Here is a 12,277-nt window from a genome sequence, read left to right as displayed (position 1 = left end):
CAGTGTTGGCACCGGCGTGTCGGTACCGCCGGATAGCCTGCCAGGTATGCCAGTGCCCGTGACCACGCCCCCCGCCGACGCCGATTCGGCGCCCGAGCCCGGAGCGATGCCAGATCGCTCCCGGCCGGCGTTGTCCCCTTCGCGGGCAATGGATTTCAAGCAGTGCCCACTGAAATACCGCTTCCGCGCCATCGATCGGATCCCGGAGCCGCCGTCACGCAACGCCGTGCGCGGCACGGTTGTGCATGCGGTGCTGGAGGACCTCTACGGGCTTCCGGCGGCCGAGCGCAGCCCTGAGCGCGCCGCCCTGCTCGCCGAACCGGCCTGGGCCCGTGTGCTCGCCCAACAACCCGAAATCGACGAACTCGTGGCCGACGGCGGTCTTGCCGAATTCCTCGGCGAGGTGCGCACACTCGTCGAGACGTACTACCGGCTCGAAGATCCGACCCGGTTCGACCCGGAATCCTGCGAGTCGAGAGTCGAGGTCGAACTCGACGACGGAGTGCTGCTGCGCGGCTTCGTCGATCGCATCGATGTCGCGCCAACCGGTCAGCTTCGCGTGGTCGACTACAAGACCGGTCGCGCTCCGGGAGTGGCACAGGAGGCCAAGGCGCTGTTCCAGCTGAAGTTCTACGCGCTGGTCGTGCTGCGCACCCGCGGCATTCTGCCCACCCAACTACGGCTGATCTACCTGGCCGACGAACAGCTGCTCACCTACGCCCCCGACGAGGACGAGCTGCTGCGCTTCGAACGCACCCTCTCCGCGCTGTGGCAGGCGATTCTCGAGGCGGGCCGCACCGGCGACTTCCGCCCGAACACCAGCTGGCTCTGCGGCTACTGTGCCTATAAAGACCTATGCCCCGAATTCGGCGGCACACCCCCGCCGTACCCCGGCTGGCCGGATGGCGGCACCCGCGAATCAGCGGATGAGACGCTGGCCGACGCGGTCACGGAGTGAGCGACTACTTCGCGCGGAACGCCAGTAACGCATCCAGCGCGCCGCCATGGGATCCGAGCACGTACACCGCCCCGCTCAGCACCATCACGCCCATCACGTCCCCCGCGGCGATCAGCATATTTCGAGTTCTCCGCCACGGGCCGGCCGTTTCGACGCCGATATCCATCACTGTCCTCCGATAGCCATAACGCTGTGGCACCACTGCGCCCCAGACATCTTCCGACACTTTCGTCATCCAGTATCGGGAACGAATCGTTAACATTTCGTGAGCAATCGACGCTGGTCACCGCGCCGCACCCACCAACGCATGGATGCGGCACGCGCCGGTCAAACCGTGAAGTTGTGGAACAGCAGCACCGAAAGGCCGAGGCCGACAAGAAGATTCACCACGACAGCCGAACCGAAGACCACAATCGGGCGCCAGCCCGCCTCGCGCAGGCCGCGCAGCGAGAACTCCAGGCCGATGGAAACGAACGCGAAGATCAGAAACCAGGTGCGCAGGTCGTTGATGATCGCGATGTGGGCCGCGCCGGCCTTCTTGTCCACCGACTGTAGGTAGAGGGTGCCGATGACGGAGGCGGCCACGAAGCCGATCACGAACTTCGGGAACCGCTCCCAGAGCTGCCCGAGCGACGGCCGCGCCGCGCCCGCGCTCCGCTCGACCCGCAGGGTGAAGTAGGCGGTCAGCGCGATCGCGACAATGCCGATCAGTGCGTTCTGGGTGGTCTTCACGATGGTGGCGATCTGTAACGCCTTCTCCCCCGCGATAGCGCCGGAGGCGGCGACGGCAGCGGTGGTGTCGATATTGCCGCCGATCCACGCTCCGGCCACGGCGTCGGAAAGCCCGAAAACATCAGCGAGCCACGGCAATACGAAGATCGAGGGCAGCGCGAAAATGATCACCAGCGACGCGGCGTAGGCGATCTGCTCACGTCGGGCCTGCACCGCGCCCGCGGCCGCGATCGCCGCGCTGACGCCGCAGATCGACACCGCGGACGACAGCAGGGCGCGCAGCTTGTCGTCGAGCCCGAGGCGACCGCCGAGCCACCAGGTGAAGGCGAACACCGAGGTGATCAGCAGCAGCGCCTGCAGGATCGACGGACCCGCGGCGGTCACCAGAATCTTCAGGTTGATCGATGCGCCGAGCAGTACCACACCGGTCTTGATGAAGAACTCGGTGCGGAAGCCGGCCGAAAGCCGTTCGCGCAAGTCGAGTTCGGCGAGTACCCCATTGCCGAGCAGGCCGATGGCGATCGCGTAGACCGGGAACTCGATCGACCTGGCGACCCGCTGCAGCGGAGTGTCGACAGCCCAGCGCGGCACATGGGTGTCGAAGTAGCGGGTCAGCGCACCGAGCAGGATGACGACGGCAATGCCTACCACCACCTCCGTCACCGTCGGGCGGGCGATCGCCTGCAGCGCAGCGGTTTCCGACCGCACTGGCACATCGGTGTCCGACCGCGCAGGAGCATCGACGTCCGACTGCGCAGCGGCATCGGTTGTCGCCGCCGGCTGCTCGGTGTCGATCGTATTGTCAGCCTCGGCTACCGCGGGTACTTTCGCATCGGTCTCCGACATCACGGCACCAGCCAATCCGGGATGACGCCGACGAGAACCAGCGCAATGAGGGCGAGTCCGACAATTGCCGCCAGCCAGTCCTCACTCCACGCGAATGTGCTGCCCGAACGTTCCTCAGGCGGTGTCTGTGACACGATGTGCTCCTTGCGTTTCCTCATCGAGAGGCCGCACAGTAGCAACGTTCGACGAGGCAGCACACCGGTTGCGCTCGACGTGAATTAATCACCCGGACAAGACAAACCGACCGTGTTCATGGGTAGGACACCCGCTCGCGGCCGCCCGAACACTCGGCAACTCAGACGCGCCGAACGGCCGATGCCATAGCGATGAAATCGCGCGCATCGGCCATTCTCGGGCAGCAAACACGACCAGACAAAGCACCCGCCACCCGCCGAGGCGCCTCAGAAGGCGCGGCAGGAGCGGATATCGGTGGCGAGAATCGCCTTGGCACCCAACTCGGCAAGCTGATCCATGACCTCGTTGCCCAGTTTGCGCGGCACCAGGGCACGGACGGCGACCCAGCCGGGATCGGTCAGCGGCGAGACCGTCGGCGACTCCAGACCCGGGGTGATCTGTACCGCGGCGTCCAGGAGCTCCTTCGGGCAGTCGTAATCCAGCATCAGGTACTGCTGTGCGAACACCACGCCCTGAACGCGCGCGATGAGCTGGTTGCGAGCGCGGTCCTTCTGATCGGAGCCGGTCCGTTCGATCAGCACGCCCTCCGAATCGCACAGCGTCTCACCGAACGCGACCAGATTGTGCTGACGCAGCGTGCGCCCGGAGCCGACCACATCGGCGATGGCGTCGGCGACGCCGAGCTGGATGGAGATCTCGACCGCGCCGTCGAGGCGGATCACCTCGGCCTCGATGCCGCGTGCACGCAGATCGCTGAGTACCAGGTTCGGGTAGGAGGTGGCGATGCGCTTGTCGTAGAGGTCCTCGACCTTCCATTCGCGACCGGCCGGGGCGGCATAGCGGAAGGTGGAGCGGCCGAAGCCGAGCGAGAGCCGTTCCTGGACGGTGGCACCGGAATCCAGCGCGAGGTCGCGACCGGTGATGCCGAGGTCGAGCTCGCCCGACCCGACGTAGATGGCGATGTCCTTGGGTCGCAGGAAGAAGAACTCCACCTGGTTGGCCGGATCGAGGACGGTCAGGTCGCGGGAATCGGTGCGCTTGCGGTAGCCGGCCTCGGACAGGATCGAGGTGGCGGATTCGGACAGGGCGCCTTTATTGGGGACTGCGACGCGCAGCATGGGGAGGGTGTCCTTTCGGAAGGGAGAAACTACGGAATCCGGCGACCGTCACAGATGTCGGTACACGTCTTCGAGCTTCAATCCGCGGCCGACCATCAGCACCTGGACCCAGTAGAGCAGTTGCGAGATCTCCTCCGCGAGCGACTCGTCGCTCTCGTGCTCGGCGGCGAGCCACACTTCACCAGCTTCCTCGAGCACCTTCTTGCCCTGGCTATGCACGCCTGCGTCCAGCGCAGCGACAGTCCCAGACCCCTCGGGGCGGGTGACTGCACGATCCTGGAGCTCGGCGAACAGGGTTTCGAAGTTCTTCACGAGAGGTCATTCTTTCAGACCCGCATGCGGGCCTGTTGCTGCGGTCCGCACGCACCACTACGCCACCTGCTCATCCCCGCCGACCACTACCTGCCCGGCAGGACACCGGCGGCAATGGCCAACCGGACCTGTCATCCGCGTGCACATGCCACCGATGATGTCCGGCCGCCGCCACCACGACGGCCGGTGCATCGGAACTGCCTGATCACGCACCCGAGAGCAGCGCCTCCAGATCAGCGACAGCCGTGCGCAGATGATCGGCGAACGCATGCATCTCGTTCGCGACCGCGCGCGGCGTCGCGAGGTACAGATTCCACCGGTCCGGTAGCAGCACGTATGCGACGCCGATGCACTTAGGACTGGTGGACCCGAATCCGAAGTAGCGGATGTTGACCGACGGCGCCGAGCTGGTGCTCAGATAGTCGTCGCGCAGAATCGTCCAGCCCGGGCTGTCGTAGAGCGGGATCGGCGCTTCGGCGCCGAGCTCGGCGCCGCGGCGGCGTTGAATCCACTGCAGCTCCCAGAGGTGCTGTTCGGGCGCGTCCCCCGCCTGGCACTGTTTGGCCCGCTCGACGTGTGCGGTCGCCGCGGCCCGTGCCGCGGTCACCCGGTCGGCGGGAGCGGTCGCGGGATCCTGCATGGCGTCGACGAAGGCCACCAGCTGTGGGGTCACTACCCGCATCGCCTCGGTGCGGCCGTTGCGGTATTGGCGCGTCGCGATGGATTCGTAGGTGGCGCCGGTGACACCTTTGCTGCGACGGTGGGCCAGCTGATAGCTCAACTGCGCGAAGGCATCCGGCGAGATGCCGAGCTGCTTGGCCCGCGCGGTGCCGAAGTTCTCGAAAGTGACTGTGGTGGTGGCATTCTCGGCCGCATACCGAGCGAAGGCCGCACCCGCCGCCGCGATATCGCTGCGCTGGGCAGCATCGAGCACGAACTCGATCGGTTCGACCGGGGGCAGCCCCTGCGGCTGTGCGCCGGACCGGTCGGCATGCTCTTGCGCGGGCTTTTCCAGCAGCGTGTCCACGAACGACAGGATGGTGGTGCCGTCCAACCCGCAGTGCTCGATATTGATGCCGGCCTGCCCGTCGCCGAAGACAATGAACGACACGGCCTTGTCGAACCACCTGTTGGCGCTGTCGCCATGCAGCAGCTGATCGCAGGCCTGCAATTCGTCGCGTGGGGTGAAGTCCTCCAGACACAGGCAGAACAATGCGGTCTCGATGGTGTCCAGCGCCGCGATGTTGGATGGTTCGGCGCGCAACTCTTGTCTGCTCGCCGCCCATTCGGCGCGCGCTTTGGTGGTGAGATGCCCGACCGCGGTGTCGGTGCGGGCCGAGCGCGCACCGGCCTTCAATACCGCGCGCAGACCGTCGGCGAGGTCGTCGAGCGAGTAGGGCGCGCCGTCGGGCCCGATCACATCCATCCGGAACATGCTCCCGCGGAAGAACACGACGATGTGCCCGGCCTGCGACGACCCCGGCCATTCCGCGCTGTAGGGCACCCGTACGGAATCCTGTTCCGCGCCGGGAATCCGCGTCTCGGAGAACAGGTATTTGTGCTGCCACATCGTCAGCAACTGCCCACGCTGGGTGGCGGGCGGGACCTCCTCGGCGTCCAGCGCCAGCTTGTAGTCGACGGCGGCCGCGACGATCCCCGCCGCACGCTCCACCTGGTCGGGAGCGGTCGAGGTGGCCAACGGGGTGTCGTCGCGGAAGAGGAAGAAGAAGTTGGCGTTCAAGGCGATTCGATCGCGCCTGCCGAGGTAGCGCGACGGCCAGAACAGATCCAGCCAGCTCCCGACGCCAGGGGTCGCGTCGTATTCCGCCAGTGCGGCGTGCAGAGTCCGGCCGGGGCCGTCCGCGCGCAGCAGGTCGGCGACGGCCGCCTCGGTGGTGGTGATTTCATCGGCGGTCAGCAGCGGTGCGCACCATTCCAGGAATCGGGCGCAGCTGTCCTCCAGCGTCGGCAGCGGCACCCGGGGCAGGTGTTCGTCGGCGGCGAAGGTGCGTTGACTCAATGCAGTTCCTCGGGGTCGGCGTGTTCGGTCAGCGGGCGGGAGAGGTACAGGTTGGCGTAGAGCCAGCCTTCGGTTTCGTGATCGGTGGTGTCGATGCCATTGTCGGACAGGGTATTCAGCACCTGCGTGCGTTCGGCGTCGGAGGCGAACCTGCGTTGCTCGAAGATGCCGGGCGCCTGCTCGGTGCGGTAGCCGAGCGCGGCAAGCTCCGCGGCCATCGGCTCGAAGCTGAACATGCGCAAGACGAAGTGTGCCATCCACGGCCGCCGGTGTGGGTGCGCGAGCGCAACCCGGGACAATGTTTTTTCGGTCACGTAACCGACACAGCCGGTGGACACGACGATATCCGCAGTCGCCAGGATGGCTCGCTGCTGCTCGGTCGGGTCCGTGGTCTCCAGGTCGGCGTGCACGGTGTCGTGCAGGAATCCGGCGGCGTTGGCGTAGGACAGGGCGGGGTGAGCGACATCCATGCCGATGAAGCGAACATCGGGCAGCCGGTCCTGCGCGGCCAGCCGGGCTCGATCGCGGGCGATCAGCGCGGTCTGGTCGCCTTCGGCCCGCCGGTAGTGCCCGGCGAGTTCGCCGATGGTGGTGTCCAGGCGCAGCAGTGCCGCATTGACGCCGTAGGAGCAGCCGATGTCGAGCACCGTCGGGGTGCTCACCCGCCCCGAGGCGCAATACTCCCGAATCTGTTGCTGGAAGAACGGTTTCGCCAGTTCCGGAATCCGATAGTCGAGTTCGGCCATCCGAGCGTAGTAGTCGCGGGGATCGGGACGGGTGTAGATATCGTCGAAGGAAGCTTTCCCGGTCGTGTGTAACGGCACTGACACTAGTTCGTTCCTCTCGGGTCGAGCTATGTACTGCCCAGGCAGCGTCGTTGTACTCAGTCGAGCAATCGGTCGCCTCGGACGGCGGCGGCCGCGGCGGCCAGGTGGTCGGGCAGCACCCGCCCGAACAGCTGGCGAGTGCGCTCCACGGTGCCGATGACACCGGGACGATTCGTGTAGGCGAAGATCGCCGAATGTCGTTGCGTGCCGCCCTCGACCGGCGACACCCGGTGCAGCGAGAAGCGGCCCTTGAACAGCTGCAGGTCGCCGGGCCGCAAGTCCAGTCGCCGGATCAGCCGTGCCCCCGCGCCGGTGAGCACGGCGCGCACGTCGTCGAGGTTCTCGGCCTCGGTCGAGCGGATATTGGGGCAATACTCGAAGACACCGCCCGTCTCGGCGGGCTGCGTCAGCATGCTGACGGTGAATTCGTTGGTGTCGAAATGCCACGGATGCGACATTCCGGGCGCGACGACATTCAGACAGAGTCCGGCCAGCGGATCGGCGAATTCGTGCAGTTCGGCCAGCCCGAAACAATCCGCGACGAACCGCTGGAACACCGCGCTGGTGTAGAGGCGGTGGATCAGCGCGTCGACCGGGATCCGATCGCGCGGCACGAACGCATTTCCGCGGGTTAGCACGATCCGTCCCGGATGGTCTTCCGGCAGTTCGGTATCCAGCGGAATGTTGTACGCATTCACCCGCTCGACCTCGTAATACGCCTCGGGCGCTATGGCCTCCCCCTGCGCGCGCAGCGTCTCGATCAGCTCCGGCCGGATGAATTCCCGCAGCACAGTGCAGCCGACCACGGCCAATTCCGCGCGCGCCCGCGCCACCACATCCCGCCAGGACGATCCTCCAGGATCCGCAAGCGAATACCGTGCCGTATCGACGATTTCATCCAGCACTCCCGTCGCTGCCATGGCGTAATTTTGGTGCAGCATTCGCAGACACGCCCGGGATTCGGAAAGATTGCCCGTGAGTACGGTCACACCCCCGAACAGCACTCATTTGTGTTGCGGCACAGTAACTCTCACTGAGACTCGCCCGGCATCGGCGGCGCATACCTGCCGGTCACAATGGCGTCGACCGAATTGTTTGGCGCAGAACAAGATCAACGCCGATGGCCGGATTCTGCCGAACCCGCGATCGCGTCGCGCGCGCACAATGCGTCGTGCAGATCGCCGAGAGTCAACCCGACCAGTGAATCACGGAAGACGCGGCCCGGCAGCTGCGGCACCGGAATCTCGCACGGGATCACGATCACCGCGCAGCCCGCGGCCTGGGCCGCACGTGCGCCGGTCGGCGAATCCTCGATGGCGACGCAGTTGCGCGGGTCGACACCGAGCAGCCCCGCGGCGCGCAGATAGACGTCGGGTTCGGGCTTGCCGTTGGCCACCTCGTCGCCGCAGACCGACTCGTCGAAGAAGTCACGGCCGAGGGTGTCGAGTCCGAATTCGGTGAGCGACCGTTTGGTGTTGGTGACCAGTGCCGTGGCAAGTCCCGCCGTCCGCACCAGAGCCAGTGCGTCTTTCGCGCCGGGACGCCACGGAATCGGGCCCGTCATCAGCTCGGCCACCCGCCGCTCCAGGAACTCGCCCGCGGCGCGCACAGCGGCGGCCGTGTGCTCGATGCCGAGGCCGTCGAACATGATGCGCAGCGCATCGGGGCCCGAAGCGCCGATCAAAGCGTGCCGCAGGTCCTGGGTCATCTCGTGGCCGTGCCGGCGCGCCAGCTCACGGACACCGATGTCCCACAGCTTCTCCGAATCCAGCAGCGTGCCGTCCATGTCCCACAGCACACCCGCCAGTTCTGATCGCGCTGTCACCTGCGGTACGTCTCCTTCGTGTCGCCGACTACGTGCCAGAGGCCGCGATCAGCAGTCGCCCATTGTCCGACGCGATCTGGAACCACCGGTTCTCCGATGGAGTCGTGCCGTCCTTCAGGTTATAGGTCAGCGAAGCGACCGCTCGGTTCTCACCGTTCGGTGTGACGGCACCCACGCTCACCGAGCGGACCGAACCCCAGAATCGGGCGTAGGCGTCGTAGCCGCCGGTCTGGGCCTGATAGGCGGGCGACAACTGGGACCACGCGGCGCCCACATTGCCGGGCAGCATTCCGTAGTAGCCCTGGATGAATTGCGCGATCCGCTCGGCAGTGGGCGGGCCGAACGGTGTGGCGGTGATGGTGGTAGCCGGCGGTCGAGTGGTGGTCGGTTTGACCGATGAGCTCGGCGTGACCGACGCCGAGGAGGCAGCGGGAGTCGTCGCCTGCGATGCGGCGGACGGCTCCTGCTGAGCTGGTCCCATGGCGTTCGTCGACGGGTCCGCCGGGCTTTCCGCGGCGCCCGAGATGACGGCACCGGTCGACGGCGCGGCGGTCGGGCCGTCCGCGCCGTCACCGTTGGTCGAGGCCACAATCAGTCCGACCACGATGAGCACCGCGACGACCGCGATAGCCGTGACGGCAAGCAACCGCCCACGCGACCGACCGTCACCGGAACCGCCGGGCAGCGTGCCACCCGAGCGGCTCGGCAGCGCGGGCGGTGCGGCGACGGCAGGCGCGCCCGACGCTGCGGCGGCGGAGATCATCTCGGTGGCCCCGGCGGCATTGCCCGCTACGGCGACACCGTCGGAGCCGGGGGCGGCCAGCACCGTCGTCGCGTCCGCTCCTGGAGCAGGCAGCGTCTTCGTCGATGCCGGTGCCGACGCCAAGGCCGGGATACGCCCCGCGGCAACGGCTTCCATGGCCTCCTGCGCCTCGCGCATGGTGGGGCGCGCATCGATCGTCGGCGCGAGCAGCCGCAGCAGCACCGGTCCGAGCGCACCGGCCTGCTTCGGCGGCGGTATCTCCCCGCGCGCCACCGCATGCAGCACCGCCAAGGGGTTGTCGCCCTCGCCGAACGGTGGCGAACCCTCGACCGCCGCGTACAGGGTGGAACCGAGCGCGAACACGTCGGAGGCCGACTCAGGATTCTCGCCGCGCGCCACCTCCGGCGCCAAGTAGGCAGGTGTGCCCGCCAGGAAACCGGTCGCAGTGACAGTTACATCGCCGACCGCGCGGGAGATGCCGAAGTCGGTGATCTTCACCGTCCCGTCATCGCCGACAAGCAGATTCGCCGGTTTCACGTCCCGGTGCATGATGCCCGCGTCGTGCGCGGCGGCCAGTGCACCGGCGGCCTGGGCGCCGATCTTGGCCACCTCCATCGGCGTGAGCGTGCGCTTGCCGGACAGTTTGGCCGCCAGACTCGGAGCGTTCATGTACTCCATCACCAGCCACGGCTGGCCGTCCTCTTCGGCGACATCGAAAACGGTGATCGCATTGGGATGATGCAGACGGGCCGCGATCCGCCCCTCCCGCATCGCCCGCAGCCTGGCCTCGATGGCGGCCGACCGGGACAGACCCGGTGCGAGCAGCAGTTGCTTCACCGCGACGGTACGGCGCAATCGGACGTCGGTCCCCCGCCACACAACCCCCATCGCACCGGTACCGATCGGATCCGTGATCCGATACCGTCCCGCGATCAAACGATCCGAGGTCATGGTGTTGTGCCCCTCCTACTTGCCCGCCGAGTCGTCCAGCACTCCGCGCGTAAGCGGAAATCGTCCAAAATCCTACGCGCTGAAGTACATTGCACCCGAATACAGCAGGGTGGCGGCATCCGCCGACTGCTCCGGATGCAGTTGCAATGCTTCCGACAATGTCATACCCAACTGACATACATCCACCATCGCGCGCGATCTTCCGCGATTCCGCAGGTCACCGCAGGCCCTGTCAGCAAAACAGCCCGGCGCGCCCCGGCTACGGATTTTCCCGCGACCGGCCGGGACCTGCACCGCGATCGCATATTTCGAGGCAATCACGGCAATAGCCAGTCGAACGGCGCTGCGACCCTGCGGGATCCGATGCGTTGAGAATCACACCGTCCCCTTCGGTCCGATCACCGACGACGGCGGCGGCGCGGCAGCAGCCGAAGGTCCGCTTCGGCCCGGGTCGGCGGGCCGGCAACCCGGAGTGCGAGACCTCCGTGGTGGCAGAAAGCTACGACAGTTTCCGGTGCTGATCACGGCGGGCTCGATGCTCGGTTCCACTATCCGCCGTCAATCACCGTGCGGGCCAGGACAGCTTTCTCATCGGCCCGGCCCGCGCAGCGCGGGTACTTCTTTCCGCTCACTGAGCTTATGTGTGGGCCGAGGCCAGGCTCACCCGTTCCGCTTGAACTGGATGATCTGAAGATAGTTTCCGTCAGGGTCGGCGAACGTCGCGAAGCGGCCGGACGGGCGATCCTCGGGGGGGGCGATCCAATCCACGCCCGCCGTCTGCAGCTGTTCCTCGACCTCGTCGAAATTGTCGACGTGGAAGTTGAGGATCACCCGGCCCGGCTCGTTGGTTTTCGAGCCGACGTCGTCCCGTTGATCGATGACTAGCAGAAACCCTCCGAGATCGATCGGTCCGTCGCCCGTGTGCTCTGGCGCGAGTGCCTTGCGGTACCAGTCGCGCAGGACCGCGGGCTGGGTGGTGCCGAGCAGGATGCTGCCGGGTTTCGGGATGGTCATTGGCGAATCTCCTTTTTGTGTGCGAGTGCTGGTAGTACGCAGCAGGCCCGGAGGTGGGCCTGCTGCCGATTCACGCGTGGGATTCGAGACCGTGTCTCATGTCGTGGATGCCGACTTGACCTCGACGAGAATCACGTTCACTTCGCCCGCCAGCAATTCCCAGGCGTGATCGAAGGCGTTTTCTTGCCAGACGACCGCACCGGGGTTCAGATCCACGATCTGCGTCGTCCCATCCGCCCAGGTCACTTTCTGTCGCCCGGAGCCGAGATTGACCACCAGCATCGGCGGGTGCGAGTGCATCGCACTTTCCCAACCGTGCGAGGCGCGCGCATGGATCACCCGAACGTGTTCATTCTCGAACAAGACTTGGTGCGCATCGGGATCCACGATCGATGCATGCTGGGGCTTCTGAGCTGAGGCTGGGGTCGAAATACTCATTGCAGGCTCCTATTTGCCGGATTATTGCGCGACCTTGACGCCGGCTCCACCGCCGGATCGGTCCGATGATCTCGGAGTGGGCCACTTGGCTGTCGCATGGATCTGTCCTTCCGAGCGCCAGATCGCCGCCGAGCGCCATCGTCGCCACCTGACCTCGCTGGCTCCGCCGGGCCGACTGCTAAACAATAACCACAAAGAGTTGTGAAAAACAACCGTCATGAGTGGCAGTTTCGAATCAAAGTGGACGAGGAGGGAGTAGTCATGCCGACCAGCCGTAGCTATCAGGACTCATGTGGGATAGCTCGGGCTCTCGACGTTGTCGACGAGCCGTCGGCAAA

General features: G+C 66.3%; 13 protein-coding genes. 1 reads left to right on the top strand and 12 read right to left on the bottom strand.

All coding sequences use genetic code 11. The features are described from left to right. The first annotated feature begins 46 nt into the window (after positions 1–46). A complete protein-coding gene (locus tag ACLMAL_RS03555) occupies positions 47–958 on the top strand; it encodes a RecB family exonuclease (RefSeq protein WP_411997744.1) in 912 nt (303 codons plus the stop codon). Positions 959–962: 4 nt separating this feature from the next. Here ACLMAL_RS03555 and ACLMAL_RS03550 read toward each other — a convergent pair whose 3' ends face one another. From ACLMAL_RS03550 to ACLMAL_RS03495, 12 genes are all read right to left on the bottom strand, one after another. Next, positions 963–1,193 carry a hypothetical protein gene (locus ACLMAL_RS03550; RefSeq protein ID WP_411997743.1) on the bottom strand — a complete coding sequence of 77 codons (231 nt, stop codon included), beginning with the start codon at positions 1,191–1,193 and terminating at the stop codon, positions 963–965. A 92-nt stretch (positions 1,194–1,285) separates the two neighbouring features. After that, positions 1,286–2,536, bottom strand: a complete 1,251-nt coding sequence (locus tag ACLMAL_RS03545; RefSeq protein ID WP_411997742.1) for a YeiH family protein — start codon at positions 2,534–2,536, stop codon at positions 1,286–1,288. Next, positions 2,536–2,670, bottom strand: a complete 135-nt coding sequence (locus ACLMAL_RS03540; RefSeq protein WP_328400346.1) for a hypothetical protein — start codon at positions 2,668–2,670, stop codon at positions 2,536–2,538. Before ACLMAL_RS03540 ends, ACLMAL_RS03545 begins: the two co-directional genes overlap by 1 nt. A 267-nt stretch (positions 2,671–2,937) precedes the next feature. Continuing rightward, the gene (hisG, locus tag ACLMAL_RS03535) at positions 2,938–3,789 is read right to left on the bottom strand and encodes an ATP phosphoribosyltransferase (RefSeq protein ID WP_411997741.1); all 852 of its coding nucleotides are present in this window, start codon (positions 3,787–3,789) and stop codon (positions 2,938–2,940) included. Between the two features lie 48 nt (positions 3,790–3,837). Next, the gene (locus ACLMAL_RS03530; protein WP_040735712.1) at positions 3,838–4,101 is read right to left on the bottom strand and encodes a phosphoribosyl-ATP diphosphatase; all 264 of its coding nucleotides are present in this window, start codon (positions 4,099–4,101) and stop codon (positions 3,838–3,840) included. A gap of 205 nt (positions 4,102–4,306) precedes the next feature. Beyond that, on the bottom strand, positions 4,307–6,121 hold the full coding sequence (locus ACLMAL_RS03525) for a choline/carnitine O-acyltransferase (RefSeq protein WP_411997740.1): 1,815 nt from the start codon (positions 6,119–6,121) through the stop codon (positions 4,307–4,309). Then, a complete protein-coding gene (locus ACLMAL_RS03520) occupies positions 6,118–6,951 on the bottom strand; it encodes a class I SAM-dependent methyltransferase (RefSeq protein ID WP_411997739.1) in 834 nt (277 codons plus the stop codon). Before ACLMAL_RS03520 ends, ACLMAL_RS03525 begins: the two co-directional genes overlap by 4 nt. 53 nt (positions 6,952–7,004) lie before the next feature. Then, a complete protein-coding gene (locus ACLMAL_RS03515; protein WP_411997738.1) occupies positions 7,005–7,868 on the bottom strand; it encodes an arpA protein in 864 nt (287 codons plus the stop codon). A 191-nt stretch (positions 7,869–8,059) separates the two neighbouring features. Continuing rightward, positions 8,060–8,734: an HAD family hydrolase gene (locus tag ACLMAL_RS03510; protein ID WP_411997896.1), complete on the bottom strand. Its 675-nt coding sequence runs from the start codon at positions 8,732–8,734 to the stop codon at positions 8,060–8,062. Between the two features lie 67 nt (positions 8,735–8,801). Next, positions 8,802–10,487 (bottom strand): serine/threonine-protein kinase, encoded by a 1,686-nt coding sequence (locus tag ACLMAL_RS03505; RefSeq protein WP_411997737.1) that lies wholly within the window; start codon positions 10,485–10,487, stop codon positions 8,802–8,804. Positions 10,488–11,147: 660 nt separating this feature from the next. Beyond that, on the bottom strand, positions 11,148–11,501 hold the full coding sequence (locus ACLMAL_RS03500) for a VOC family protein (RefSeq protein WP_411997736.1): 354 nt from the start codon (positions 11,499–11,501) through the stop codon (positions 11,148–11,150). Between the two features lie 96 nt (positions 11,502–11,597). Continuing rightward, on the bottom strand, positions 11,598–11,939 hold the full coding sequence (locus ACLMAL_RS03495) for a hypothetical protein (RefSeq protein WP_406229769.1): 342 nt from the start codon (positions 11,937–11,939) through the stop codon (positions 11,598–11,600). Between the last annotated feature and the right edge of the window lie 338 nt (positions 11,940–12,277).

The organism is Nocardia sp. CWNU-33 (genome assembly GCF_046764895.1).
Lineage (GTDB): Bacteria > Actinomycetota > Actinomycetes > Mycobacteriales > Mycobacteriaceae > Nocardia.
Note: the sequence above shows the minus strand (reverse complement) of the source record. Positions and strands in the feature narration are given on the sequence as shown.

What these genes read in the sequence shown, in the direction of transcription:
- ACLMAL_RS03555 (WP_411997744.1), top strand. Translation starts at nt 47, where the DNA reads ATGCCAGTGCCCGTGACCACGCCCCCCGCCGACGCCGATTCGGCGCCC.
- ACLMAL_RS03550 (WP_411997743.1), bottom strand. Translation starts at nt 1,193, where the DNA reads ATGACGAAAGTGTCGGAAGATGTCTGGGGCGCAGTGGTGCCACAGCGT.
- ACLMAL_RS03545 (WP_411997742.1), bottom strand. Translation starts at nt 2,536, where the DNA reads ATGTCGGAGACCGATGCGAAAGTACCCGCGGTAGCCGAGGCTGACAAT.
- hisG (WP_411997741.1), bottom strand. Translation starts at nt 3,789, where the DNA reads ATGCTGCGCGTCGCAGTCCCCAATAAAGGCGCCCTGTCCGAATCCGCC.
- ACLMAL_RS03515 (WP_411997738.1), bottom strand. Translation starts at nt 7,868, where the DNA reads ATGGCAGCGACGGGAGTGCTGGATGAAATCGTCGATACGGCACGGTAT.
- ACLMAL_RS03510 (WP_411997896.1), bottom strand. Translation starts at nt 8,734, where the DNA reads ATGGACGGCACGCTGCTGGATTCGGAGAAGCTGTGGGACATCGGTGTC.
- ACLMAL_RS03505 (WP_411997737.1), bottom strand. Translation starts at nt 10,487, where the DNA reads ATGACCTCGGATCGTTTGATCGCGGGACGGTATCGGATCACGGATCCG.
- ACLMAL_RS03500 (WP_411997736.1), bottom strand. Translation starts at nt 11,501, where the DNA reads ATGACCATCCCGAAACCCGGCAGCATCCTGCTCGGCACCACCCAGCCC.
- ACLMAL_RS03495 (WP_406229769.1), bottom strand. Translation starts at nt 11,939, where the DNA reads ATGAGTATTTCGACCCCAGCCTCAGCTCAGAAGCCCCAGCATGCATCG.